Origin of the sequence: Brevundimonas fontaquae, assembly GCF_017086445.1 — a bacterium.
GTDB lineage: Bacteria > Pseudomonadota > Alphaproteobacteria > Caulobacterales > Caulobacteraceae > Brevundimonas > Brevundimonas fontaquae.
The window spans coordinates 450,784-476,947 of the sequence record NZ_CP070968.1 but is presented as its reverse complement, the minus strand read 5'-3'; the positions used below and the strand labels follow the sequence as shown (position 1 = coordinate 476,947).

The following is a 26,164-nucleotide window of genomic DNA, read 5'->3' as shown; positions in this document are numbered from 1 at the left end:
CGCATTGGCCGACGAACTCGACCCCATCGACGCCCGCATCCTGGATATCCTGCAACAAGACGCCGGGCTGTCGGTCGCAGAGGTCGCCGATCGCGTCGGGCTGTCGGCCTCGCCCTGCTGGCGGCGGATCAAGCGGCTGGAAGACTCGGGCCTGATCACCAAGCGCGTCACCCTGCTGAACGCTCAGCTGCTGGGCTTGGACTTCGAGGTCTACGCCATCGTCAAGCTGATGCTGCCCTCGGCGGAAAACCTCAATGTCTTCGAGGCCGCCGTGGCCAAATGGCCGGAAGTGGTCCAGTGCGCCACCATCACGGGGCGCGAGGACTATGTGCTGCGCATCATCACCTCGGACATGCACGCCTTCGACCTGTTCCTGCGCGAGAAGCTGCTGGCCCTGGGCATCGTCTCGGACTGCGAAAGCCACATCGTCACGCGCGGGGTGAAGAATGTGACCGCCCTGCCTCTTGGCATCGTCACGCCTCACGTCGGATAGCGTCGGTTTTCGGTTCATGATACGTTCTCCTCAAAGGAGATTCGTATGGCTGATGGATCGATCAACGCAGAATGCAAAACCTGCGGCGGCAAAGAGTTTCGGTTCGATAGAGAAGAGCCGGATCAGCAGGTGGTTTGCAACTCATGCGAAGCCGAAGTTGGATCGCTCAGAGACGTTCAACACGCACTTCGGACTGAGGGCGAGCGGGTCATGAACGATGCTATTGCAGACCTGAAAAAGAAGCTGCGAAAGTCCGGCTGGAAATAACTCCAGGCGAAGGCTCTGATTATGATCGAACTGGTGATCGACGCACGCCGCAAGGACCTGGGCGGGTTCGAGGTCGGGCGCGTCCTGCCCTTCCATTCGCGGCGGATGGTCGGGCCCTTCATCTTCCTGGACCAGATGGGACCGGCGGAGTTCGCGCCGGGCGCCACGGCCATCGACGTGCGGCCCCACCCGCATATCGGCCTGTCGACCCTGACCTATCTGTTCGAGGGCGAGATCATGCACCACGACAATCTCGGCTACGATCAGGCGATCCGGCCGGGCGAGGTCAACTGGATGACCGCCGGCAAGGGCATCGTCCATTCCGAACGCACCGATCCGCTGAAGAAGAGCAAGGGCGGGCCGATGCACGGCATGCAGGCCTGGGTCGCCCTGCCCGACGAGGCCGAGGAGATGGACCCGGCCTTTCATCACCTGGGCGAGGACGCCCAGCCGGCCTACGAGAACGGCGGCCTTTTCGCGCGGCTGGTCGCGGGCGAGGCCTACGGCGCCAAGGCGGCCGTGCCGGTGTCGTCGCCGCTGTTCTATATCCATTGGGAGCTTCAGCCCGGCGTGCGCACCGCCCCGCCGTCCGGGAAGCGCGCCGGGGGCCCAAGCGCAGGCATGAGCGAACGCGCGCTCTATGTGGCCAAGGGCTCCATCGAGGTCGGCGACCGCACCTTCCACGAGGGCCAGATGATCGTGCTGGAGCCGACGGCCGAACCGACGGTCAAGGCCCTGACCCAGTCGACCGTCATGGTGCTGGGCGGAGAGCCGGTGGGGGAACGGCTGATCTGGTGGAACTTCGTCGCCTCCAGCCAGGCCCGCATCGATCAGGCGAAAGCCGATTGGAAGGCGGGCCGGATGACGTTGCCGGACGCCGATGATCTGGAGTTCATTCCCCTGCCCGACGAACCCGCAAGGGCGCAGGCCGCGCCGGCGCCAGTGACGCCCAAGCCGACCGATCCGGTCTAGCGGGCAAGCAGAAGGTGACGCGGCAAGGTCGGGTCGCTACATGCGGCCTATGAACTTCGATTTCGACGCCCAGGTCACCGCCGCCCTGTTCGACAACACCGGCGCTGTCTTCGCCCTCGGCGACGGCTCGATCCGGTTCGAGGACCGGACGCGGGTGGAGGCGCACGACGGCGCCGTACTGTGCGCCTGCGTTCACCCGTCCGGCGACGGGATCGTCACAGGCGGCGATGACGGCAAGGTCGTCTGGACCCGTCGCGACGAGGACCCGGTCGTTCTCGCCACGGCCAAGAACCAGTGGATCGACGCCATCGACGCCTCGCCGGCCTCGGGTCTGATCGCCTTTTCCTTCGGCCGCACCCTGTCTGTGATCGACCCCAAGGAGGTGGGCTTCCGCCGCGACTTCCAGCATGAGCGCACCGTCTCCGGCGTCGCCTTCGAGCCCAAGGGCAGGCGCATCGCCACCTCGACCTATGGCGGGGCGGCCCTGTGGTATGCACGGATCGAGAAACAGCAACCGGTGAAGCTGGCCTGGGCCGGATCGCACACCGGCGTCGCCTTTTCGCCCGACGGCGCCTTCGTCGTCACGACGATGCAGGACAATCAGATGCACGGCTGGCGCATCAAGGACGCCAAGAATCTGCGCATGGGCGGCTATCCAGGCAAGGTGCGCTCGATGGCCTTCCTGGCAAATGGTCAGCTGATGGCGACCTCGGGCGCGCAGGGCGCGGTCCTGTGGCCCTTCATCGGATCGAACGGACCAATGGGGCGCGAGGCGACCGAGATCGGCTATGACGACACGACCCTGGTCAATCTGGTCTCGGCCCGCGCCGATCAGGGCCTGCTGGCCGCCGGCCTGACCGACGGTCGGGTCTGGGTCGCGCATCCGGCAGCCCAGGGTCTGAACTTCGTCAAGGCCGAGAAGGGGCCGGCCATCGTCGCCCTGTCGCTCAGCCCCGCCGTCGACAAGGTCGCATGGGCCGACGAAGATGGCGCCGCCGGGGTGTTGATCCTCTGATGGCGACGGGCCGTAAAAGCTGGCGCCGCGTCGTGCTGACCGCGCTTCTGATCCTGGCCCTGATCCCGGTCGCGGGCGTGCTGATCGTCGCCATCGTGCCGCCGCCGCCCAGCATACTGATGCTGCGCCAACTCGCGAGGGGCGACGGCATGGACTATCAGTGGCGCGGTCTGAACCAGATTTCGCCCAATCTGGTCAATGCGGCCATCGCCGCCGAGGACGCCCGGTTCTGCAGCCACCACGGCTTCGACATGGAGGCGATCCAGAAGGCCCTGGACCATAACGCCGAGGGCGGGCGTCTGCGCGGCGGATCGACCATCAGCCAGCAGACGGCCAAGAACGTCTTCCTGTGGCCCGGCCGCGACTGGATCCGAAAAGGTCTGGAGGCGGGCTACACCGTCCTGATCGAGGCCGTGTGGTCCAAGCGCCGGATCATGGAGGTCTATCTGAACGTGGTGGAATGGGCGCCCGGCGTCTATGGCGCCCAGGCCGCCTCGCGCCACTGGTTCGGCAAGGACGCGCGAGACCTGAGCCCACGCGAAGCGGCGCGTCTGGCCGCCATCCTGCCGGCCCCGCGCCGTTACGAGGCCGCCGCGCCCGGCCCCTATGTCCGCAGACGGGCGTCGCGCATCCAGGCGGCCATGGGCACGGTGCGCAACGAGGGTCTGAACACCTGCGTCGTCGGCCGCTGAACCGTCACGCTTGACGGGCGACCGGGCCTGACCTCTCCTGCCCGCGCTGTTCAGGAGATCCATCATGAAGCGTCAGATGATGACCGCCGTCGCGGTCTGCGCCCTCGCCTTCGCCGCCGGCTGCGCCAGCACCAGCGAACCCGCCGCCGCAGCCCCGGGCGTCGAACAGACGGCCTCGACGACGCCTGCGCCGGCCGTCAGTGGCATGCGCGGCGACTATCCGATCACCGCCGAGGGCGCGACCGCCTTCATCGCCGACGCCGAAACCAAATGGGCCGAGGTCAGCGAATATGTCGCCCGCATCCAATGGGCGCGCGCCACCAACATCACCTTCGACACCATGTGGCTGGAGTCCAAGGCCAACGCCGAGGCGACCGAGCTTCAGGTCCAGCTGGCCAATCAGGCGGCAAAGTTCAATGACGTCCAGGTCGATCCGGTCGTGCGCCGCAAGCTGAACCTGCTGCGGCTCAGCCTGGTCCTGCCCGCTCCCAACCGCCCCGGCGCAGCCGAGGAATTGGCCCAGATCACCACGCGGCTGGACTCGACCTATTCGACCGGTAAGTTCGACTTCAAGGGCAAGCCGATCACGCTGGACGAGGCCTCGCTGATCCTGGCCGACAGCCGCGACCCCACCGAGACCAAGGCTTTGTACGAAGGCTGGCGCACCATCTCGCCGGTCATGCGCGACGACTACGCCCGCATGGTCGAGATCGCCAACGAAGGCTCGCGTGAGCTGGGCTTCGCCGACACCGGCGCCCTGTGGCGGTCAGGCTACGACATGCCCGCCGACGATTTCGCCGCCGAGACCGACCGGCTTTGGGCCCAGGTGAAGCCCTTCTACGAGAACCTGCACTGCTATGTGCGCGCTCGGTTGAACGCGAAGTATGGCGACGCGGTGCAACCCGATCACGGCCCGATCCGCGCCGATCTGCTGGGCAATATGTGGTCCCAACAGTGGGGCAACATCTACGACGTCGTCGCCCCGCCCAGCGGCGGCGCCTCCAGCTATGACCTCACCGAACTGCTCAAGGCCGCCGATTACGACGCGACGAAAATGGTCAAGACGGGCGAGGGCTTCTACGTCTCGCTGGGCCTCGACCCGCTGCCTCAGACCTTCTGGGAACGCAGTCAGATCACCCGCCCGCGCGACCGCGAAGTCGTCTGTCACGCCTCGGCCTGGGATTTGGACAACGCCGACGACATCCGCATCAAGATGTGCACCAACGTCAACGGCGACGACTTCTACACCGTCCACCACGAGCTGGGTCACAACTACTATCAGCGCGCCTACAAGAACCAGCCGATGCTGTTCCGAAACGGCGCCAACGACGGCTTCCATGAGGCCATCGGCGACTTCGTCGGCCTGTCGGCCCTGACCCCCACCTATCTGAGCCAGATCGGCCTGCTCAAGACCACGCCGGGCGCCGAGGAGGACATTCCCTTCCTGCTCAAGATGGCTTTGGACAAGATCGCCTTCCTACCGTTCGGCCTGATGGTCGACCGCTGGCGCTGGGACGTCTTCTCGGGCGAGACGGCGCCGGCCGCTTACAATACTGCCTGGACCGCCGACATGCTGCAGTACCAGGGCCTGGTGCCGCCGGGTCCGCGTCCGGCCAACGCCTTCGATCCGGGCGCCAAATACCATGTGCCCGGCAACACGCCCTATACCCGCTACTTCCTGGCGGCGATCTATCAGTTTCAGTTCCAGCGAGCGGCTTGCAAGCAGGCGGGTTGGACTGGGCCGCTGCATCGCTGCTCCGTCTATGGCAACAAGGAGGTCGGCGAGCGCTTCAACGCGATGCTGCAAATGGGGCAGTCGCGGCCTTGGCAGGAGGCGATGAAGGCCTTCACCGGCGACGACGGCAACGACGCCTCGGCCATCGCCGACTATTTCGCACCGCTCAATGTCTGGCTTCAGGAACAGAACCGCGGCCATCAATGCGGCTGGAGCGCCACTTGATCTCCAAGCGCGGTTAACTCTTCCGCTTGAGGCTTCCCTTAACCGCCTGATGGCAGACTGATCGCTATTCAGGCGGTATCCGGGCGATCTGCGCCCTTGGGGATGATCATTGTGAACGCGTCCACACGGATCGAAAAAGCGGTTCGGGCCCTGCGCAGGCTGGCGATCCAACTGGCTTCGGACCGGCGCGGCAACGTCGTGATGATCTTCGCCCTGGTGATGCCGGCCCTGATCATGCTGACCTTGGGCGGCATCGACATCAATCGGGTGACGACGGCCAAGGCGCGGGTGCAGGACGCGCTGGACGCCGCCACGCTCGCCGCCGCGCGGTCCTCCTACACCGACCCCAAGGACCTGAAGACCGTCGCCCTGGTGGCCCTGAAAGCCAATCTGCGCAACGCCTCGGTCGAGCCGTTTTCCGATGATGCCGTAAAGATCGAGCTGACGAAGGAGCAGGTCGTCATCGCCGACATTCAGGTGCAGGTGAAGACCCTGATCGCCAACGTCGTCCTGCCGCCCTATGGCAAGATTCTGGACGACACCCTGCCCGTGAGCGTCCACTCCGAGGTGAACCGATCGTCCAAGGACATCGAGGTCTCGCTGGTGCTCGACATCACCGGCTCCATGGGCAGCAACAACCGGATCGGCGATCTGAAGAACGCGGCGAACCAGCTGATCAAGCTGGTCGTTCAACCGGCGGCGAAACAGACGCCCTACTATTCGCGCATGGCCATCGTGCCCTATTCGATCGGTGTGAACTTGGGGGCGCGCGCCGACGCCGCGCGCGGCGCTTCGATCGGATCGACCAGCATCACCGGCGCCTCGTGGGCGGCGGCCTCAGCCAAGTCGATTTCCGGCATCACGCGCGCCTCACCCGGCGTCGTGACCGCCAACAGCCACGGACTGGCGACCAACGACTACGTCTGGATCAGCGGTGTCAGCGGCATGACCCAGATCAACAACCGCGCCTATAGGGTCGTTCGCATCGACTCCAACAAGGTCTCCCTGCAATATCAGTCCGGCGGCAACTGGTATGCGCTGAACACGAGTAGCGGTTACAGCAGCTACAGCTCCGGCGGCCAGATCCGCAAGTGCACGCGCTCGGACTGCTTCATCACCATCACCTCAAACAACCATGGGCTGTCCGAGGACGAAGGCGTCCAGATCACCGGCGTGAACGGCATGAGCGCGCTGAACAACAACAGCGGCCTTTTCGAAGTCTATGAGCGCACATCCAACGATGCCTTCGTCCTGCCCGTCGGGGGCGCCGCCTACGCCGACTATTCCAACGGCGGCTCTGTTCAATGCGGCCGTGACGGCTGCGTCAAACGTGTCTTCCGCGATCCGCAGTACAATCGCCTCAATGTGTTCGACAATACGAGCTGCGTCAGTGAGCGCGCAGGGTCGTCGGCCTATACCGACACGGCCCCCGGTTCCGCCTACGTCGGCCGAAACTACGCGTCTCCACGCAATCCCTGTCCAGCGGCGACGATCCAGCCCCTGACGTCCAACATCGACACCCTGACCACCCTTGTGAATGGTCTGTCGGTCACGGGATCGACAGCCGGGCAGATCGGCCTCGCCTGGGGATGGTACACCGTATCCAACCAGTTCAACGGGTTGTGGTCATCAAATCCCGCAGCCGCCTATGCGCCGACCAAGGTGCTGAAGGCTGTCATTCTGATGACCGACGGCGAGTTCAACACCCCTTACTGCGGCGGCGTGATCGCTCGAAACGCCGGCTCTGGGTCAGGCAGTCTCTACGACAAGATCGCCTGCGACGCGACGAACGGCGACCCCTTCGACCAGGCGGCGAAGCTCTGCGCCGGCATGAAGGCGAAGGACGTGATCGTCTACACGGTGGGGTTCTCGATCACCCCCGGCAGCGAGGCGGCGAACATCCTCAGCAGTTGCGCCACCGACAAGGACAAGGCCTTCCTGCCGCAGTCGGGGGCGGATCTGTCCAACGACTTCCAGGCCATTGGACGCGACATCACCCGACTGAGGATCTCCCGCTGACGGCCTAGAGCAGGCGGATTTCGCGCAGGCGTTCGGTCAGATAATCCTCGGCCAGAATGGTCTTACCGGCATAGCGGTCGGGGTTGTCCGGCGTGATGGCGCTGGGCAGGGTCTCGATCGGGAAGTCTGGGTTGAAGTGCAGGAAAAAGGGCGTCGAATAGCGCGCGAACCCGCGGCGCTCGGGCGCCGGATTGACCACGCGGTGGGTGGTCGACGGCAGGACGTGGTTGGTCAGCCGCTGCAGCATGTCGCCGATGTTGACGACCAGGGCGCCAGGCGGCGGCGCGATGTCCAGCCAGCTGCCGTCCTTTTCCTTCAGCTGTAGCCCGGCCTCCTCAGCGCCCAGCAACAGGGTGATGACATTGATATCCTCATGGGCTCCGGCCCGAACGCCCGGCGCATCGACAGGCACCGGCGGATAGTGCAGCATGCGCAGGACGCTGTTGCCCATCTCGACCTTGTCGGCGAAGAAGTCGTCGCCCAGCTTCAGATAGCGGGCGATGGCGCGCAGGATCTTGGCGCCCAATGCGTCCAGATCTTCGAACATGCCATACAGATGCTCGCGGAAGCCCTCGACCTCGGTCGGCCAGACGTTGTCGCGCATATAGCGGCGATAGGGATGGCCTTCGGGCAGTTCACGACCGACGTGCCAGAACTCCTTCAGATCGACCGTCTTGGCGTCCTTGGCCGCCTCGACGCCGAACGGCGTCAAACCGCGCGCGCCGCCTGTGCCGGGCTGGTGGTACTGGCGCTTTACGTCCTCCGGCAGGGCGAAGAAGGCCTTGGCGTCGTCGATGGCGGCCGCGATGCGCGCCTCGTCCAGCCCATGGTCGGCGACCACAGCGAAGCCATAGCGCGAGAAGGACGCGCCCAGGGCGTCGCTGAACCCTTGGAAATCGACATCATATTGGGTCATCGAGACCGGCTGGATGGCGCGGCCGGCAGGGCTGTCGTTCAGGATCGTGCTCACGAACATCCTCGATCTGAAAAGGTGCGGCGGTTCCCATACGCCTAATCTGCGCCCTTGTCAGGGCGTCGCGGGACCATCGGACGGGCGTTCATGCCCGATACAGATTGGAACCTTCACAGTGAGCCTACGTTTTCGCGCCAGATCGCAATCAGAGAAAAGGACTAGTCCATGCGCGCCAAGTTTATCGTCGCCAGCGTCTCCATCGCCGCCCTTCTAGGCGCCGCCGCCTGCACCACCACCGACCCGTACCGCTCGGGTCCGGTTCGCAACAACACCGGAACCGGCGCCATCGCCGGCGCTGTCGGCGGCGCGCTTCTCGGCTATCTGACGAACACGTCGAACGGCGAGCAGGGCCGCAAGAACGCCTTGATTGGGGCTGGCGTTGGCGCGCTGGGCGGCGCCGCAGTGGGCCAGTATATGGATCGTCAGCAGCGTGCGATGGAGGCCGAACTGTCCGGCTCCGGCGTCGGCGTGGCGCGTCAGGGCGACCTGCTTGTGCTGCGGATGCCGTCGGACGTGACCTTCGCCACCAACCAATCGTCAATCGACCCGCGCTTCCTGCCCGTGCTGGAGGACGTCGCCCGCGTGCTGCAACAGTATGACCAGTCGACCGTGGACGTGATCGGCCACACCGACTCCTCGGGCGGTGATGCGATCAATCAGCCGCTGTCGGAAGCCCGCGCCAGCAGCGTCGCTTCCGAACTGGTTCGTCGCGGTGTCCTCGCTCAGCGGCTCTATGTCGCCGGCAAGAGCTCCAGCGAACCCGTGGCCACCAACGCCACAGCCGAAGGCAAGGCGCAGAACCGCCGGGTCGAGATCCTGATCCGTCCGTTCACCGGCTGATCGGCGTCAAAATCAGAATGCTTGAGGGCGGCGTCGCGAGGCGTCGCCCTTTTCGCTGCGTGGGCGCATCACGCAGAAGGTGAGACGGCGCAAAGAAAAACGCCGCCTCCTTTCGGAAGCGGCGTTCTGTCTTTCGACGGCTTCGAAGGTCGAAGCCAACCCGGACGAACCGGATCGGCTCCGAAAGTCTTAGAAGTTGATGTCGATGGTCGCGCGGCGGTTGAGCGGTTCACGCACACCGTCGGCGGTGGGCTTGGCTAGGTTGGTTTCACCCTTGCCGTCGAGGGCGATCACGCCGCCGTTGACGCCTTGAGCGACCAGGGCGTCCGCGACGGTGCGCGAACGACGGTTGGACAGACCCAGGTTATAGGCGGCCGAACCCGAGGTGTCGGTGTAGCCGACGATCAGGACGCGCGTCGGACGACCCGACTTGGCGTAGTTGGCGGCCTGCGTCACCACCGAACGGGCTTCCGCGGTCAGGTCCGAGCGATCCCAGTCGAAGTAGACGACGAACTGGCGAGCGACCGGGGTCTGAGCGACCGGCGGCGGAGGCGGCGGGGGCGGAGGAGGCGGCGGCGGCGGGGGCGGCGGGGGCGGCGGGGGCGGGGGAGCGTCTTCCGCACCGAAGCTGTAGCGCAGACCCAGGGTCACGGTGTGCGACTGGTCGTAGTCGCCGTCCCATTCGCCGAACTGCCCGGCGCCAGGACCGGTGCCGACCGTCGTCGAGGCGAAGTTGGCGTCGCCCGTCAGATACCGGTAGGTCAGGTCGATGTTGGCGCGTTCGCCGATGGCCCAGGCCAGACCGGCGATCGCCTGAGCGGCGAACTTGGTCGAGCTGTCGTCAGCGGTGAAGGTGGCGCTGCGGTTGGCGCGCAGAGCGCCGATGGTGTCGGTCGACACGCGGTTCACACCGGCGCCGAGGCCGACGAACGGACGCACGCCCCAGTATTCGAAACCGAAGTCATAGATGACGTTGGCCATCAGGGTGGCGGATTCGATGTCGCCTTCGGGCGAGAAGCAACCGCCCGTCGCCGGGGTGAAGTTGCACAGGCCCTGCGTGCCCGACACGGCGCGAACGCGGCCGATGTCGCCCGAGCGATAACCGCCTTCCAGTTCAACGCGCCAGTTCGGGTTGAAGCGATAGCCGAGGCGAGCGAACGCCGCCCAGCCGTCGTTCACTTCCCAGTTCCAGTTGGCGCCGGTCGTGGACGATTCAGCGTTGATATCGTCGATCATGTGGTAGCCGGCGTCGATGGCGCCGTACCAACCATTGGGTTCTGCCGACGCAGCGCCAGCCGACAGGGCCAAGGCGGCCGCTGCGCTGGAGGCCAGCACGAAAGTCTTCATACGCATAGGGGGTATCCCTCCGCCTCTGTTATAGTAGGGGGCGGGTCTACCGCCTACGCGGGTCTTACCAGCCTTGCCGTATAAGGTCGAGGCGGAAACGTGACGATATCGACCAGCAAATCTGAGACCGTGGCCTTGATGATACACGTGAATTTCGGGTCAGGCCACAGAATGGTTAATCACCAGCCCTCGACACGTCACAATCTAGGACCGCGCGGCGCTATAACCTATGCGAGCGTCATGGCTCGTTTTTTGGGATCGACCATCTGCATCCCGAGCCAATCCGCAATCAGCGCCGGCTTGTCGGCCCCTTCGATCTCGACGGTCAGTTCGTGTTTCAGCAACCAGCGTCCGCCGCCCTTGTCGTCGGCGGATATGAGCTTGAAGCGACCGCGAATGCGTGATCCTGCCGGCACCGGCGCCAGGAACCGCAGCTTGTCAAAGCCGTAGTTTACGCCCATCACGACGCCCTCCAGGGGCGCCACCGCATCATAGCTCATGGCCGAAGCGAGGCTGAGGGTCAGGAAGCCGTGCGCGATCGTTCCGCCGAACGGCGTGGCCCTGGCCGCTTCCGGATCGACATGGATGAACTGGTGGTCTTCGGTGCAATCGGCGAAGGCGTCGATGCGGGCCTGGGTGACGTCAAACCATTTCGACACCCCGACCTCCTGGCCGATCAATGCCTGAAGTTCACTAGCCCTGGTCATTGTGCGTTTCCTCAGTTCATTTGATGTGAGGTTGGCCGACCCTTGTCACGAAGAAAAGACCCTCAGCCGCCGAAACGCCCCTCAATGATCTCGGCGTACAGCGTCGGATCGACGTTGCCGCCTGAAAGCACAATGGCCGTCGTCCGTCCTTTCGTCCCGATCTTTCCGGCAAGCAAGGCCGCGAGCGAGACAGACCCGCCCGGTTCGAGGACGATCTTGAGATGGCGGAACGCGAACCGCATCGCTTCCGCGACCGCAGCATCCGAGACGGTGATCGCCCCCGCTAGCCGTCGATTGATCGGCCAGGTCAGCACGCCCGGCATCGGCGACATCAGGGCGTCGCAGATCGACGGCGCGCCTTGTGGACGCCCGACCCGCTCCCCGGCCGCCAGCGATCGCGCGGTGTCGTCGAACGCTTCGGGCTCGACCACAAACACCTTTGTCGCAGGACTGCGTTCGGCCATGACCAGGTTGATCCCGGCCATCAACCCGCCGCCGGACGCCCCGCATAGCAGCTGGTCGAAGGGCGCATCCGCCTGATCCAGCATTTCCAGCGCCGTCGTCCCCTGACCCTCGATAATGAAGGGATCATCGAACGGCGGAACCAGGATCGAGCCGCGCTCGGCGGCGATGGCCGCGCCGATCGCCTCGCGGCTTTCAGTCCAGCGGTCGTAGAAGCGCACCTCGCCGCCGAAGCCGATCACGCCTTCGACCTTCACCCTGGGCGAGTCCGACGGCATGACGATGATCGCCGGCGTCCCGACCATGGCGGCGGCGGCGGCGACCCCCTGGGCGTGATTTCCGGACGAGAAGGCGACTACGCCGCGCGTCTTCTCCTCGTCGGTCAGCCGGCTGATGCGGTTGTAGGCGCCGCGAAACTTGAAGGCCCCAGCCCGTTGCAGGCTTTCCGCCTTCATCAGAACCCGCCCACCGACCGCTGCGTTCAGGGCGGGGCTTTCGAGCAGGGGCGTGCGGACGGCGACCCCGTCGATCTGGCGGGCGGCGTCGAGGACGCCTTCATAGCTGGGCAGGTGCGTCGTCATATGCTCCCCTTAGCCCAAGACGCAGCCGGGAGAGAACCATGAGCCTGATCCTCGCCATCGACCAGGGCACGACCTCGACCCGCGCCATCGCCTTCGAAGTCGCGCCTCAAGCAGCGCGACGCGCGATAGGCGAAGAAAAAGGGGACCTGAGGCCCGTCGCGGTCAGCCAGATCGAGCTGGCCCAGCATTTCCCGAAGTCCGGCTGGGTCGAACATGACGCCGGCGAAATCTGGGCGGCGACGCTCCAGACCTGTCGCGAGGTGGTGCGCAAGGTCGGCGGCGTCGCCCGCTTCAACGCCATCGGCATCACCAATCAGCGGGAAACGGCCGTGATCTGGGACGCGGCGACCGGCGAGCCGCTGCATCGCGCCATCGTCTGGCAGGATCGCCGCACCGCCGACGTCACGGCACGCCTGACCGCCCAGGGCCACGAGCCTAGGGTCCAGACCGCGACCGGCCTGATCCTCGACCCCTATTTCTCGGCGACCAAGTTTGCATGGCTGCTGGACGCCGTGCCCGGATCGCGCGAGCGGGCGGCGAAGGGCGAGGTCAAGCTGGGCACGATCGACGCCTGGCTGATCTGGAAGCTGACCGGCGGTCGGGTCCACGCCACCGATGCGACCAATGCTTCACGCACGTCTCTGATGGATCTGAGGACGGTCGAATGGCGTGACGACCTGTGCGCCTTGTTCGACATCCCGCGCGAAGCCCTGCCCAACATCGTCCCTTGCGCAGGTGTGATCGGCGAGAGCGATCCGGCGCTGTTCGGCCAGCCGCTGCCCATCGCCGGATCGGCCGGAGACCAGCAGGCGGCCCTGGTCGGGCACGGGGCGCTTAAGGCCGGGGACGCCAAAATCACCTATGGCACCGGCGCCTTCCTGGTCGCCAATGTCGGCGCGGAGCCGGTGGCCTCGACACGGCGCCTGTTGGGCACGCTCGGCTATCAGGCCGATGGCCAGTCCGCCTATGCCCTGGAGGGGTCGATCTTCTCGGCCGGCTCGGCAATCCAGTGGCTGAGAGACGGGGTCGGGCTGATCTCGGAGTCGCGCCAGTCGGAGGCGATGGCGCAGACCCTCAAGGACAACGGCGGGGTCTATATGGTCCCCGGCTTCACGGGTCTGGGCGCACCATGGTGGGAACCGGAAGCGAGGGGGACCATCGTGGGGCTGACACGGGATTCCGGTCCGGCCCATTTCGTACGCGCCGCGCTGGAAGCCCTGGCCTATCAGACGCGCGATTTGCTCGACGCCCTGGCCGCCGACGGCGCCCCGCCGCTGAAGACGCTGAAGGTGGACGGCGGCGTCACCGCCAACAGTTTCGCCATGCAGTTCATCGCCGACATCTGCGAGGTCGAGGTGGAGCGTCCGGCCTTTCAGGAGATGACGGCCCTGGGCGCCGCGCGCCTCGCGGCATTGGGCGTCGGCCTTTTGCCGGACTTGGAGGCGCGCCCGGCCGAGGCGCCCGCCTGCTGGAAACCACGCATGAAGGCGGACGAGCGCGAGCGTCTGCTTTCCGGCTGGCGTCGGGCGGTGAAGGCCGCCATCATCGCCGCGCCGGACCGGGCGTGAGATCCGGACGGCTCAAGGAAACGACGAGGACCGCCGCATGACCGACGCCGCCCCGCTGGACGCCCAAAGCGCCTTCTCCGGCACACGCGAAGTCGATCCGCGCTATCGCCTGGACGAGGCGGCGCTGGACGCCTGGATGCGCGCCCATGTCTCGGGCTACGCCGGTCCTCTGACGGTGCGCCAGTTCAAGGGCGGCCAGTCGAACCCGACCTACGAACTGGTGACGCCCTCGGCCGCCTATGTGCTGCGTCGCAAACCGCCCGGCGTCCTCCTGCCTAGCGCCCATGCCGTGGACCGCGAGTTTCAGGTCATCTCGGCCCTGGCCGCGCAAGGCTTCCCCGTCGCCAAGCCGCATGCCCTATGCCTGGACGAAACCGTCATCGGCTCGATCTTCTATGTAATGGACAAGGTCGAGGGTCGGATCTTCTGGGACTTGAAACTGCCCGGCCTGACGCCCGCCGAGCGGCGCGCCGTCTATGAAGCCCAGACGGACACGCTGGCCCGGCTGCACGCCTTCGATCCGGCCGCCATCGGCCTGGGCGAATACGGCAAGGCCGGAAACTATTTCGCGCGTCAGGTCAGCCGCTGGACGAAGCAGTATCATGCGTCGGAGACCGAGCCGGTTCCGGCGATGGACCGGCTGATCGCCTTCCTGCCCGAAAGCCTCCCGGCCGAAGGCCCCAGCCGCATTGTCCACGGCGACTTTCGTCTCGACAACATGATTCTCGCGCCGGATCGAGCAGAGGTTCGCGCCGTGCTGGATTGGGAGCTGTCGACCCTGGGCGATCCGATGGCCGACTTCTCCTATCTGCTGATCGCCTGGGCCATTCCGGCTTCGCTGCGCAACGGCCTCGCCGGGGCTGATCTGGAGGCCCTGGGCATCCCGTCCGTGGAGGAGACCGTCGAACGCTACGCCGCTGCGACAGGCATGCGGCCCGCCAACCTCGACTGGCTCTACGCCTATAATCTGTTCCGTTTGACCGCCATCTGCCAGGGCATCGCCGGCCGGGTCCGCGACGGCACCGCAGCCAGCGCCCACGCCAAGACCATGGCCGCCCAGGTCGGTCCGCTCAGCGACGCGGCGTGGAGCTTTGCGAAAAAGGCTGGCGCTTAGATCAAACACCAAGCCATTCCAGATCGCCAGGAAGCTCCTCGGCCGCATAGTCGATCTGAAGAACACGCCGTCTCGTGGGACGTGCTGCGGCGTCCGAAGCATGCAAAATCGGCGTTGCATAGAGCCAGATATCGCCGGCCTCGGCGAGGCAAGCATGAACGCCGCACTGTCGAACGAGGTCAGGCACATCGCCGATCGCAACCCGGCCATAACGGTGAGAACCCGGCGCGATCAAGAGCGGTGCATTCTCCACGGAGACATCGTCCAGATGCACTCTCACGGTCACCATACGCGCAAGCAAATCGAAAGGCGGAGCGACATGCTGCATTCCTGCCTTCATGGACCAGGGACCATATCCATCGACGGCGACACGCCGCTCGACGCAGATCGTGCGGTCCTGATGCCAATCCAGCGACCAATTGGTTTCAGCCGTCTTGTCGAAAAGAATAGCCCGGACGGGACGGCTGGCATCGCCGAGCACCTCGGCGGCGACGGCCCCTATCCGTCCGTCTGGCGCTAAATATCGGCTTAGTCGATCAATGCCGCGTAGGCGCACGCCCGCGCGATCAGATGGAAGGTCAGCGAGGATCGTGAACAGAGTCTCGAGGTCATCCGAAACCGCGCCGTGAAAACGGTGGGCGCCCAAATTCTGAAACGCCGCATGATCGACCGTCATAAGCCTAGACATCAATCCCTGACGGCGGCGCCCAGGATACGCTTGTCCGTCTTGCCTTGCACCAGCACCGCCACGGCCTCGCCGGGGCGGGCGGACGGCAGCGCGTAGAGCATCGGGCGGCCGCGCCATTCGCCCAGGCGCGTCACGCCGCGCACGACGTTCATGTGCCGCACGGCCTGACCTCGGTTCTCGCCCTGACGGACTTCGACCACCTGGGGGCCGGGCGTATAGGTCACCGCCACCACCTCGGCGCCGCCGGCCGGCGCGCGGCCGGAACCGACGCCGACGCCGGCTCCGTTCTCGCGGAATTCGATTTCCGGCGGCCAGGCCTGACGCACCGCCTCCTGACCGATGGCGGTTTCAAGCTCGACGCTGCGGGCGCCCGACACCTGACGTCGGCCGTCGATCACGACCTGGGGCGTCGAGACGCCGCGCTGGCGCAGGGCGGCGCGATAGGCGCGCTGGCGCTGAACGAACTCCGGCCGGGCGAAGGTGTCGGTCCAGCCCAGATAATCCCAGTAGTCGACGCCATAGGTCAGGGCGATGACGCCCGGCTGGGCCGCTGCCTTCTCCACCGCCGCATTCGCCTCGATGCAGCCGCCGCAGCCCTGGGCGGTGAACAGTTCGACGACCACCGGCGGGCCGTTGGCCGTCGCATGGCGCGGCGCAAGCGGCGGACGCCCCGCCGCCGGCTGGGCCGCCGAGGCGACGGACATGAGGGCGCCCGCCATGACCGTGCCCGCGATGATCCAGCCCTTGGTGTTCATGCCGTCGTTCTTAGTCCCTGGGCTGCAAGGGAGCGCCTCATATTCGCGTGAGGCTCTCTCTGCTTCATTCAATCCATCAGCTGTTGCGACAGATAGACATAGTGGCGGGCCCAGCGACGGGCGTTGGCGACAGGGTCGGCGTCGTTGGAGTGACCGCCGGCCGTGTCCTCATAATAGAGGTGGTCATAGCCCATATCCCCCAGGCGCGCGGCGAACTTGCGCGCATGGCCGGGGTGAACGCGGTCGTCGCGCGTATTGGTGGTCAGATAGACGCGCGGATAGGGCTGGCCCGGACGGAGCTGCTGATAGGCGGAGTATTTCGCGATCCACGCGGCTTCTTCCGGGATGCGCGGGTCGCCGTACTCGCCGATCCACGACGCCCCGGCCGGCAGTTCGTGATAGCGCAGCATGTCCACAAGCGGGCTCTCGATCACCGCCGCATTGAACAGTTCAGGGTGCTGGGTGATCGACACCGAGGTCAGGACCCCGCCGTTCGACCGACCATAGATGCCCAGGCGACGCGGGCTGGTGATCCCGCGCTGTTCCAGATCGCGCGCCACGGCGGCGAAGTCGTCAAAGGCCTTCTGACGATCGCCGTCCAGCGCAGCCTGATGCCAGTCGGGCCCGAACTCGCCGCCGCCGCGGATATTGGCCTGGACGAAGACCCCGCCCCGCTCCAGCCACAGCTTGCCCATCTCGGGCTTGTAGGCCGGGTTCAGACTGACCTGGAAACCACCATAGCCGAGCATGACGGTCGGGTTCGACCCGTCCAGCTTCATGTCGCGCGGGCGGGTGACGAAATAGGGGATCTTGGTCCCGTCGGCGGACGTGGCCTCGTACTGTTCCACCACATGGGTCGAGGCGTCGAACTTGGCCGGGGCGGATTTCAGCTCGGTCAGGGCGGTCGAACCGACTGAAGCCAGGCTCAAAGTTGGGGGCGTCAGAAAGCCCTGGGTCGAGACGAAGACCTCGCCCTTCGACTTGGAGGAATCGCCCAGACCCACGGCGATGTTCTGGGGCACGGTCACGTCCTGACGACGCCAGCCAAATTCGCCTCGGTTCTCGAAGATCGCCAGCCGCCCGGCCACATTGTCGGACAGAGACGCGACGACCTGGCGATCCAGAACTCGCACGTCACCCAAAGATTGGCGCGCGGCCGGTTCATAGATCAGATAGGCCTGATTGCTGATGCTCAGATCATTGCGGTCGTTTCGCAGACTGTTCAGCGGAATCGAAAGCAGCGAACCGGGCTTGTAGTCGATCCCGTTGAAGGTCCAGGCCTCGTCGTTGGAGACGATCAGCAGGTCTCCCTGGGCGCCGAAGACGCTGACCCGATCCGGCAGGGCCAGCTTCATCGTCGAACCGTCGTGGGCCATGGCCCAGGTCTCGGAGCGGAAGGTGTCCAGCGGGCGGGTGATGATGACAGCGGTCACCTTGCCGTCCTTGTCGCGATAGACGGCGGGGCTGACGCCGTAGCCGCCGTCCGACTGTTCGCCGCGATAGACCTCGGTCGCCTGGGCCAGGGTCTGGCCGCGCTTCAGCGTCTTGGCGATGAAGGGATAGCCGGACTCGGTCATGGTCCCGGCGCCGAAGTCGGTGGCGACCAGAAGCGTGTCGCGATCCAGCCATTCGATGCGGTGCTTGCCCTCGGGCAGGTTGAAACCGCTGTCCACGAACGACTTCGTGGTCAGGTCGAACTCGCGCACGACCACCGCATCCTTGCCGCCGTCGGACAGATTGATCAGGCAACGGGTGTCGTCCGGCGCCAGGCAGTCGGCGCCCTTGAACACCCAGTCCTTGCCCTCCGCCTTGGACAGGGCGTCGATGTCCAGCAGGGTTTCCCACTGCGGCGTCGCGGTCCGGTAGCTGGCCAGCGTCGTGCGGCGCCAGACGCCCTTGGGATTGGTCGCGTCCTGCCAGAAGTTGCCGATGCCGTCGCCCAGGAAGGACGGACTGGGGATGCGATCGGTCGCAGTCAGGATCGCCTGGGCCTCGGCGCGGAAGGTTTCATAGCGCGGATCGCCGGTCAGGACGGCCAGGGACTTGCGGTTCTCCTCAGCGACGAAGGCCGTCGCCTCGGCCCCGTCCACCTGCTCCAGCGCCAGATGATCGTCCGCCGCCGCGACGCCCGCCGGGGTCAGGTCGCGGGGGAAGTGGGGCGGGGGCGTCTCCGAAGTGACAGTCCTCGGTTCGAAGTACTCGTCCATGTTCCGGCTGCTCGCGCAGGCGCCGAGCATAAGCGCCGGAATGGCGGCGGACAGGATCAGGTGACGCATGCTTTGAACTTTCCGCTCATCCCCGCGAAAGCGGGGACCCAGACCTTTGGGCGTTCGGCGTCGCCCGTGTCGTAGTGAACGCAATCCCAGCCGCCGAACCTTGCGAAAGCACTGGGTCCCCGCTTTCGCGGGGAGGATCGAAAAAGACCTATTCCTGCGCCGGCGTGTCCATCAGGCGGCGCGACAGATAGGTGTATTCCAGCGCCAGACGACGCGCGGTTTCGCGCAGGTTCGCCCCGGCCGCGTGGCCGCCGTCGACGTTCTCGTAGAACAGGACGGGATAGCCCAGTTCCTCCAGCCGCGCCGCCGCCTTGCGGGCATGACCGGGATGGACGCGGTCGTCCTTGGTCGAGGTATGGATGAAGACCTCCGGATAGGGCTGGCCCGCGCGCAGGTTCTGATACGGCGAATACTGCTGAATCCAGGCGCGCTGCGCGGGGATATCCGGGTCGCCGTATTCGCCGATCCACGAGGCGCCGGCCAGCAGCTTGTGGAAGCGCAACATGTCGAACAGGGGCACCTGGATGACGGCGGCGTTGATGAGGTCCGGTCGCTGGGTCAGCATTGCGCCCATGAACAGCCCGCCCTGCGAGCCGCCCATGATGCCCAGCTTGGGCTGGCTGGTGATGTCGCGGGCGATCAGGTCCAGGGCCACGGCCTGGAAATCCTCGTGCGCGCGCTGTCGGTTCTGTTGCAGGGCCGCCTCGTGCCAGCGCGGGCCGAACTCGCCGCCGCCGCGCGTGTTGGCGATGACATACACGCCGCCCCGCTCCAGCCACAGCTTGCCTACCGTCGCCGAATAGCCCGGCAGCAGCGAGCTTTCGAACCCGCCGTAGCCGTACAGCAGCGTGGGGTTGGAGCCATCCAGCGGCATGTCCGCCTTATGCACCACGAAATAGGGGATCATTGTCCCGTCGGCCGAGCGGGCCTCGTGCTGATCGACCGTCATGCCGGCGGCGTCGAACTTGGCCGGCATCGACTTGACCTGATCGACCGCGCCAGTCGCCGCATCGGCCAGCCACAGGCTGGACGGGTTCAGATAGCCGGTGACGCTGACAAAGACCTTGTCGTCCTTCTCCGAGGCCGAACCGACGCCGACCGAGACGTTCTGGGGCAGGTCCAGCGTCGTGTGCGACCATTCGCCTTGACCGGGAGTATAGACCCGCACCGAGCCGCGCACATTGTCATACAGGGCGACGACCAGCCGGTTGCGCGTGACGTTGACGCCCTCGATGGCCTGACGCTCGGTCGGACGCAGCACCAGTTGGGCCGGGGTCGCCGGATCGGCCAGCCAGGCCTCCAGCGGCCAGGCGATTAGGTCGCCGGTCTTGAAATCCTGACCTGACGGCGCGGTCCAGTCCTGTTTCAACGACACCAGAAGCTGGCCCTGAACGAGGCCGGTGATGTCGGACTTGGCCGGCAACTGAAGCTGGGTCAGGGCGCCGTCGTCGCCCAGGCGCCAGGTTTCTGACGAATAGAAATCCACCGAACGGTTGATCAGCGTCGCCTTCACCACCCCGTCGGCGTCACGCAGCGTATAGCCGGACACCGAAACGTCGGTCGGCTGGCCGGTGAACAGGGTCTCGGCCTGGTCGGGCGTCTGGCCGCGCTTCATCCGCTTGACCACCATCGGATAGCCCGAGTTGGTCAGGGTGCCGGGACCAAAGTCGCGCGAGATCAGCAGGGTGTCCTTGTCGATCCAGGATGCGCCGCCCTTGGATTCCGGCAGGGTGATGCCGCCGTCGACGAACTTGCGCTCGACCGTGTCGAACTCGCGCAGGGTCACCGCGTCCTTGCCGCCGTTCGACAGGCTGATCAGGCAGTAGCGCTCTTCGGGCTGAAGGCAGGTCGAGCCCTTGTAGACCCAGTTCTGGCCCTCGGCCGCCGCCAGGGCGTCGATGTCGAGGATGGTCTGCCACTCGGGCGTGGCGGTGCGATAGCTGTCCAGCGTCGTGCGACGCCACAGCCCGCGCACATGCTGGGCGTCCTGCCAGAAGTTGTCGATATGGCCGTCGTGGGTGAAGCCAGGCGACGGGATGCGGTCCTGGGCCTGGACGATCTCCAGCGCCTGCTGGTGCAGGGTCTCGTAACGCGGATCGCCTTGCAGGACGGCGAAGGTGCGTTCGTTGTGGGCCTTCACCCACTCCATCGCCCGCTCGCCCTCGACCTCTTCGAGCCACAGATAGGGGTCGGTCGCATCGCTGGTCGCGAAACCGCCGGAGGTCGGAGCGGGTGAGGAGGGGGGAGTCTGGGCCATGGATACCGAGGTCAGGCTGGTGGAGGCGAGAAGCGTCGCAAGCGCGACGGCGGAAGCACGGATCATGGACAGGTCCCTAAAACGAAGCCGGCACCTTAACGACGCCTTCCCGTGCGGCAAGCCGTGCGATCTTACCGTTTTGTCACACCGGCGGGACGCGCCGCCTCATCCCTCGTCGGGAATGCAAAGCAGATTGCCGCACGCCTTGCAGTGGACGGCGTCAGGGTCGTGGTTCTGCAGGCCGCAGCGATCGCAGGGGAAATGCACCTTGTGCGGTCGGATCAGGGCTTGGGCCAGGCGCAGGAACAGGGTGATGCCGACCAGCATGACGGCGATGGACAACAATCGCCCCCACGGCCCGGGCAGGGTGACGTCGCCAAACCCGGTCGTTGTCAGGGTGGCCACCGTGAAATACAGCGCATCCACATAGCCGGCGATGCCGTCGTGCCCCCTGAAGGTCGCATAGACGAAGCCGGTCGCCACGAAGACGAAGGTGATCAGGTTGGCCAGGGCCCGCGCGATACCTTCGACCCGCGTATCGTCGAACCGCGCCCCCACGGTGCGCCAGAAGAAGTCCGAGTTCAGCAGGGTCCACAGCCGCAGCATCCGCAGGAAGCCGAGGTTGAACAGCCAGGCCGGAAACAACAGGGTCGCCAGCACGAACAGATCGACCCAGACGATCGGCCGCTTCAGCCAGTCCTTGACGTTGGCGTAGGCATAGGCTCGCGCGGCCAGGTCGAGAGCCAGAATGGCGGCGACGAAGTAATCCAGCGCATAGAAGGCCCAGCCCATATTCTTGAGGATCGGCGCGGCCAGGAAGAAGGCGATGATCGCCAGATCGATGACGATGACCATCAACCGGAACCGCACCGCCGGCGGCTGACTGCCGTGATACAGGTATCGCAGCCGGGCGCGCAGTCGCAGGCCGTTGTCCTTGGGGTCGGTTTCGGTCTGGGACACGCTGGTTTCCGCGACGCTGGGTTGGGCCTATATGGCCTGCATGACCCGTCCTTTCGTCAAGATGAACGGCGCCGGCAATGACTTCGTCGTCGTCAATGCGCTGGAACAGCCGTTCGCTCCCGGCGAGGACCAGATTCGTGCGCTGGGCGACCGCCAGACGGGCGAGGGCTTCGATCAGCTGATCGCCATTGAACCGTCAGACACGGCCGACGCCTTCATGCGGGTCTGGAACGCCGATGGATCGATGGTCGAGACCTGCGGCAACGCCCTGCGCTGCGTCGGTTGGCTGTTGATGCAGGCCAACGCCTCGGACCGCGTCGTCATCGATACGGCGGCCGGCCCGACCGCCGCCACCCGAGCGGGCGACCACCGCGTGACCGTGGACATGGGCAGGCCCCGCCTGGACTGGACCCAGGTTCCGCTGGCCGAAGAGATGGACACGCGCGGGATCGAGCTTCAGGTCGGGCCGATCGACGCGCCGATCCTGTATACGCCCGGCGCCGTCTCCATGGGCAATCCGCACGTGGTCTTCTTCACCGACCGCCAGGACGACGGCTTCGTCACGGGGTCCGGCTCGCTGGTCGAGCATCACCCGCTGTTCCCGCAAGGGGTCAATGTCGGCTTCGCCAATGTGCTGGATCGGGACCACATCCGTCTCCGGGTCTGGGAGCGGGGGGCCGGACTGACCAAGGCCTGCGGCACCGGCGCCTGCGCCGCCCTGGTCGCCACCGCGCGGCGCGGCCTGACCGAACGTAAGGCGACGGTCGTCGTCGATGGCGGCGAACTGATCATCGACTGGGATGCCGCGACCGATCACGTCCTGATGACCGGACCGGTCGAGATCGAACGGACGGGCGTGCTGTCGATCTGACGGCGTTGACGCTGACGCGCAGGTAAGGCTCCGGGCCGATTGCGCAGGCTTCCTCGGCGTCAAGGGTTGGCGCGGCCCGTCCCAGCCTCTAGGACACGAACGGTTACAGCCACGCCGACGCCCTGGACGACCGATGCCCGATCAGACCGAAAAGCAAACCTTCTCCGACGACGAAGCGCTGGACTTCCACCGCATCCCGACGCCGGGCAAGATATCCATGGCGCCGACCAAGCCGATGGCGACCCAACGCGATCTGTCGCTGGCCTATTCGCCGGGCGTGGCCGTGCCGGTCCTGGCCATCGCCGCCGATGCGGACAAGGCCTACGACTACACCTCCAAGGGCAATCTGGTCGCCGTCATCTCGAACGGCACCGCGATCCTCGGCCTGGGCAACCTGGGTCACATGGCCTCCAAGCCGGTCATGGAGGGCAAATCGGTCCTGTTCAAACGGTTCGCCGACGTCGACAGCTTCGACGTCGAGGTTAAGACCACCGACCCTGACGAGTTCATCACCGTCGTCAAGAACATCGGCGACACCTGGGGCGGCATCAATCTGGAGGACATCAAGTCCCCCGAATGCTTCGTCATCGAAAGCGAGCTTCAGGACCTGCTGGACATCCCCGTCTTCCATGACGACCAGCACGGCACCGCCATCATCTCGACCGCCGGCCTGATCAACGCCGTTCATATCGCCGGCAAGAAGCTGGACGAGATCAAGGTCGTTCTGGCCGGCGCCGGGGCGGCGGGCCTGTCCTCCATCGCCCTGATGAAGGCCGCGGGCGTCAAGGCCGAGAACACCGTGATCTGTGACCGCGACGGCGTCGTCTACAAAGGTCGCGACCACGGCATGGACCAGTGGAAGGCCGCCCACGCCACCGATACGCCCCTGCGCACTCTGGCCGAGGCCATGGTCGGCGCCGATGTGGTGCTGGGCTTGTCCGCCAAGGGCGCGATCACCAAGGAGATGGTCGCCTCTATGGCGCCCAATCCGATCATCTTCGCCATGGCCAACCCCGACCCCGAGATCACGCCCGAGGACGTCAAGTCTGTGCGTTCCGACGCCATCATCGCCACGGGCCGCTCGGACTATGTGAATCAGGTCAACAACGTCCTGGCCTTTCCCTATCTGTTCCGAGGCGCGCTGGATGTGCGGGCGCGCCGCGTGAACCACGAGATGAAGATCGCCTGCGCCCAGGCCCTGGCCGCCCTGGCGCGCGAGGACGTGCCGGACGAGGTCGCCGCCGCCTATCGCGGACGCAAGCTGAAGTTCGGTCCGGACTACATCATCCCGACGCCCTTTGACCCGCGCCTGATCTGGTACATCCCGCCCTTCATCGCCCAGGCGGCGATGGACACCGGCGTGGCCCGCGTCCAGATCGAGGATATGGACGCCTATCGCCACGCGCTGCGTTCGCGCGTCGATCCGTCCGCCGCGCTGATGCAGAAGATCAGCTCGGCCGTGCGCGGCGGGCCGAACAAGCGCGTCGTCTTCGCCGAGGGCGAAGAACCCGCCGTCATCCGCGCCGCCTGGGGCTTCAAACAGGCCGACCTGGGCACGCCGATCCTGGTCGGCCGCGAGGATCTGATCCGTCAGAACGCCGCAGAGGCCGGTCTGAACTTCGACGAGCTGGGCATAGAGATCACCAACGCCCGCGTCTCCGACCACAATGTCGAGGACACCGACTGGCTGTACGAAAAGCTGCAGCGCCGGGGCTATCTGCGCCGCGACGTGCAGCGGATGATCAATCAGGACCGCAACTATTTCGCCGCCACCTTGGTCGCCAAGGGCCGGGCCGACGCCATGGTCGCGGGCGTGACCCGCAACTTCAACATGGCGCTTAAAGAAGTTCAGCGCGTGCTGGACGTGGACGACACCCTGATCGGCCTGTCGATCCTGCTGGCCAAGGGCCGCACCCTGTTTGTCGCCGACACCACCATCCACGAACTGCCGAACGCCGAGGAGTTGGCCGACATCGCCGTCAAGGCGGCCGATACGGTCAGGAAGCTGGGCCGCAATCCGCGCGTGGCCTTCCTGTCCTATTCCACCTTCGGAAACCCGCCCGGCGACCGCGCCGAGAAGGTGCGCGAGGCGATCCGCATCCTGGACAAGAAGGGCGTCGATTTCGAATACGAGGGCGAAATGCCGCCGGAAGTCGCGCTGGATCCCAAGGGGCATTCGGCCTACGCCTTCAACCGCCTGACCAAGCCGGCCAACGTCCTGGTCATGCCCGCCATCCATTCGGCCGCCATCTCGACCAAGCTGGTTCAGGCCCTGGGCGGCGCCACCGTGATCGGCCCGCTGCTGGTCGGTCTGGAGAAGCCGGTGCAGATCGTGTCCCTGGGCGCCTCGGTCAGCGAAATCATCACCGCCGCCACCTTCGCCGCCTATGACGCCGGTCCCGCCTTCCAGGGCTCGGGCCTGACCTCGGCGCCGCGTCCGCCCGCGGCCGTGGTCGAACGTTGAGCGAAGCCTCGGTCTTTCCACCCGCCGCACCGCCGCCCCGGCGGGTGGAGCCTGGCCTCTATCTGGTCGCCACCCCGATCGGGAATCTGCGCGACATGACGCTGAGGGCGCTGGACGTGCTGGCCGCCGCCGATCTGGTGCTGGCCGAGGACACCCGCGTCACCGCCAAACTGCTGAGCGCCTATGGGTTGAAGGCCCGGCTGGAACGCTGCGACGACCATGCGTCCGGCCGCGCCGCCGAACAGGCGATCGAACGGTTGCGCGAAGGGCAAGTCGTGGCCCTCGTGTCGGATGCGGGCACGCCTCTGGTCAGCGACCCCGGCTTCGTCGTCGCCCGCGCGGTGATCGCCGAGGGCCTGCCCGTCCATCCGATCCCCGGCGCCTCAAGTCTACTGGCCGCCCTGTGCATCGCCGGACTGCCGGCCGATCGAGTGCTGTTCGCCGGCTTCCTGCCGCCCAAGACGGCCGGCCGCACCGCCGCGCTGGAAGCCTTGAAGGGTCAGCGCCAGACCCTGGTCTTCTTCGAAAGCGGGCCGCGTCTGAAAGACAGTTTGACCGACATGGCCGCCGTGCTGGGTCCGCGCCCCGCCGCCGTCGCCCGCGAGCTGACCAAACTCTATGAAGAGTGCGTGCGCGGGCCGCTGGACGAATTGGCCGTCGATCCGCGCCTGGACGCGCCCAAGGGCGAGATCGTCGTGGTCGTCGGCCCCGGCGAAGAGATCCAGGCGACCGAAGCCGACGCGGACGCCGCCCTGATCGACGCCCTTCAGACCCTGTCCACCGGCGACGCCGCCTCCGAGGTGGCCAAGGCTTTGGGTCTGAACCGAAAAACCCTGTATCGCCGGGCGCTGGAGCTGAAGGGCAAGTGAAACGCCTGTCTCGT

The 26,164-nt window shown here is 66.0% G+C and carries 22 protein-coding genes; 13 read left to right on the top strand and 9 right to left on the bottom strand.

Annotated features, from left to right (window positions below; genetic code table 11):
• The first annotated feature begins 4 nt into the window (after positions 1-4).
• The 7 genes from JX001_RS02275 (at position 5) to JX001_RS02245 (ending at position 7,418) form a co-directional block, all read left to right on the top strand.
• On the top strand, positions 5-493 hold the full coding sequence (locus JX001_RS02275; protein WP_017505812.1) for an Lrp/AsnC family transcriptional regulator: 489 nt from the start codon (positions 5-7) through the stop codon (positions 491-493).
• A gap of 45 nt (positions 494-538) precedes the next feature.
• The gene (locus JX001_RS02270) at positions 539-760 is read left to right on the top strand and encodes a hypothetical protein (RefSeq protein WP_205682115.1); all 222 of its coding nucleotides are present in this window, start codon (positions 539-541) and stop codon (positions 758-760) included.
• 21 nt (positions 761-781) lie between these two features.
• Complete coding sequence (locus JX001_RS02265) at positions 782-1,732, top strand: pirin family protein (protein ID WP_205682114.1); 951 nt, start codon at positions 782-784, stop codon at positions 1,730-1,732.
• Between the two features lie 49 nt (positions 1,733-1,781).
• Complete coding sequence (locus tag JX001_RS02260; protein WP_205683036.1) at positions 1,782-2,747, top strand: WD40 repeat domain-containing protein; 966 nt, start codon at positions 1,782-1,784, stop codon at positions 2,745-2,747.
• Positions 2,747-3,439: a monofunctional biosynthetic peptidoglycan transglycosylase gene (gene mtgA / locus JX001_RS02255; protein ID WP_205682113.1), complete on the top strand. Its 693-nt coding sequence runs from the start codon at positions 2,747-2,749 to the stop codon at positions 3,437-3,439. The genes JX001_RS02260 and mtgA overlap by 1 nt, the downstream gene beginning before the upstream one ends.
• Positions 3,440-3,503: 64 nt before the next feature.
• Entirely contained in the window at positions 3,504-5,399 is a 1,896-nt protein-coding gene (locus JX001_RS02250) for a M2 family metallopeptidase (RefSeq protein WP_205682112.1), read from the top strand.
• A 111-nt stretch (positions 5,400-5,510) separates the two neighbouring features.
• The gene (locus JX001_RS02245; RefSeq protein ID WP_205682111.1) at positions 5,511-7,418 is read left to right on the top strand and encodes a TadE/TadG family type IV pilus assembly protein; all 1,908 of its coding nucleotides are present in this window, start codon (positions 5,511-5,513) and stop codon (positions 7,416-7,418) included.
• 4 nt (positions 7,419-7,422) lie between these two features.
• On the opposite strand, the gene JX001_RS02240 is transcribed toward JX001_RS02245, so the two are convergent.
• Entirely contained in the window at positions 7,423-8,394 is a 972-nt protein-coding gene (locus JX001_RS02240) for an isopenicillin N synthase family dioxygenase (RefSeq protein WP_205682110.1), read from the bottom strand.
• A gap of 162 nt (positions 8,395-8,556) precedes the next feature.
• On the opposite strand from JX001_RS02240, the gene JX001_RS02235 reads away from it, so the two are divergent.
• Positions 8,557-9,231, top strand: a complete 675-nt coding sequence (locus tag JX001_RS02235; protein ID WP_205682109.1) for a YiaD family glycine zipper/OmpA-like lipoprotein — start codon at positions 8,557-8,559, stop codon at positions 9,229-9,231.
• Positions 9,232-9,420: 189 nt separating this feature from the next.
• Here JX001_RS02235 and JX001_RS02230 read toward each other — a convergent pair whose 3' ends face one another.
• The 3 genes from JX001_RS02230 to JX001_RS02220 form a co-directional block, all read right to left on the bottom strand.
• Positions 9,421-10,578 carry an OmpA family protein gene (locus JX001_RS02230; protein WP_205683035.1) on the bottom strand — a complete coding sequence of 386 codons (1,158 nt, stop codon included), beginning with the start codon at positions 10,576-10,578 and terminating at the stop codon, positions 9,421-9,423.
• 227 nt (positions 10,579-10,805) lie between these two features.
• The gene (locus tag JX001_RS02225) at positions 10,806-11,285 is read right to left on the bottom strand and encodes a MaoC family dehydratase (protein WP_205682108.1); all 480 of its coding nucleotides are present in this window, start codon (positions 11,283-11,285) and stop codon (positions 10,806-10,808) included.
• A 62-nt stretch (positions 11,286-11,347) separates the two neighbouring features.
• Positions 11,348-12,328: a threonine ammonia-lyase gene (locus tag JX001_RS02220; protein ID WP_205682107.1), complete on the bottom strand. Its 981-nt coding sequence runs from the start codon at positions 12,326-12,328 to the stop codon at positions 11,348-11,350.
• A gap of 38 nt (positions 12,329-12,366) precedes the next feature.
• On the opposite strand from JX001_RS02220, the gene glpK reads away from it, so the two are divergent.
• Positions 12,367-13,896 (top strand): glycerol kinase GlpK, encoded by a 1,530-nt coding sequence (gene glpK / locus JX001_RS02215; RefSeq protein WP_205682106.1) that lies wholly within the window; start codon positions 12,367-12,369, stop codon positions 13,894-13,896.
• Positions 13,897-13,933: 37 nt separating this feature from the next.
• A complete protein-coding gene (locus JX001_RS02210; RefSeq protein ID WP_205682105.1) occupies positions 13,934-15,010 on the top strand; it encodes a phosphotransferase family protein in 1,077 nt (358 codons plus the stop codon).
• A 1-nt stretch (position 15,011) separates the two neighbouring features.
• On the opposite strand, the gene JX001_RS02205 is transcribed toward JX001_RS02210, so the two are convergent.
• From JX001_RS02205 to JX001_RS02185, 5 genes are all read right to left on the bottom strand, one after another.
• Positions 15,012-15,686: a phytanoyl-CoA dioxygenase family protein gene (locus JX001_RS02205; protein ID WP_205682104.1), complete on the bottom strand. Its 675-nt coding sequence runs from the start codon at positions 15,684-15,686 to the stop codon at positions 15,012-15,014.
• Between the two features lie 11 nt (positions 15,687-15,697).
• Complete coding sequence (locus JX001_RS02200) at positions 15,698-16,453, bottom strand: DUF1223 domain-containing protein (protein WP_205682103.1); 756 nt, start codon at positions 16,451-16,453, stop codon at positions 15,698-15,700.
• Positions 16,454-16,521: 68 nt separating this feature from the next.
• On the bottom strand, positions 16,522-18,729 hold the full coding sequence (locus JX001_RS02195; RefSeq protein ID WP_205682102.1) for a prolyl oligopeptidase family serine peptidase: 2,208 nt from the start codon (positions 18,727-18,729) through the stop codon (positions 16,522-16,524).
• A gap of 148 nt (positions 18,730-18,877) precedes the next feature.
• Positions 18,878-21,052 carry a prolyl oligopeptidase family serine peptidase gene (locus JX001_RS02190; protein WP_205682101.1) on the bottom strand — a complete coding sequence of 725 codons (2,175 nt, stop codon included), beginning with the start codon at positions 21,050-21,052 and terminating at the stop codon, positions 18,878-18,880.
• A 99-nt stretch (positions 21,053-21,151) separates the two neighbouring features.
• Positions 21,152-21,946 carry a potassium channel family protein gene (locus JX001_RS02185; RefSeq protein ID WP_205682100.1) on the bottom strand — a complete coding sequence of 265 codons (795 nt, stop codon included), beginning with the start codon at positions 21,944-21,946 and terminating at the stop codon, positions 21,152-21,154.
• Between the two features lie 40 nt (positions 21,947-21,986).
• Between JX001_RS02185 and dapF the strand changes: the two genes are divergently transcribed.
• From dapF to rsmI, 3 genes are all read left to right on the top strand, one after another.
• Complete coding sequence (dapF, locus tag JX001_RS02180) at positions 21,987-22,817, top strand: diaminopimelate epimerase (RefSeq protein WP_205682099.1); 831 nt, start codon at positions 21,987-21,989, stop codon at positions 22,815-22,817.
• Between the two features lie 133 nt (positions 22,818-22,950).
• Positions 22,951-25,281, top strand: coding sequence for an NADP-dependent malic enzyme (locus JX001_RS02175; protein WP_066553438.1), 2,331 nt, complete (start codon positions 22,951-22,953; stop codon positions 25,279-25,281).
• Positions 25,278-26,150, top strand: a complete 873-nt coding sequence (gene rsmI / locus JX001_RS02170) for a 16S rRNA (cytidine(1402)-2'-O)-methyltransferase (protein WP_205682098.1) — start codon at positions 25,278-25,280, stop codon at positions 26,148-26,150. The genes JX001_RS02175 and rsmI overlap by 4 nt, the downstream gene beginning before the upstream one ends.
• Positions 26,151-26,164 lie beyond the last annotated feature (14 nt).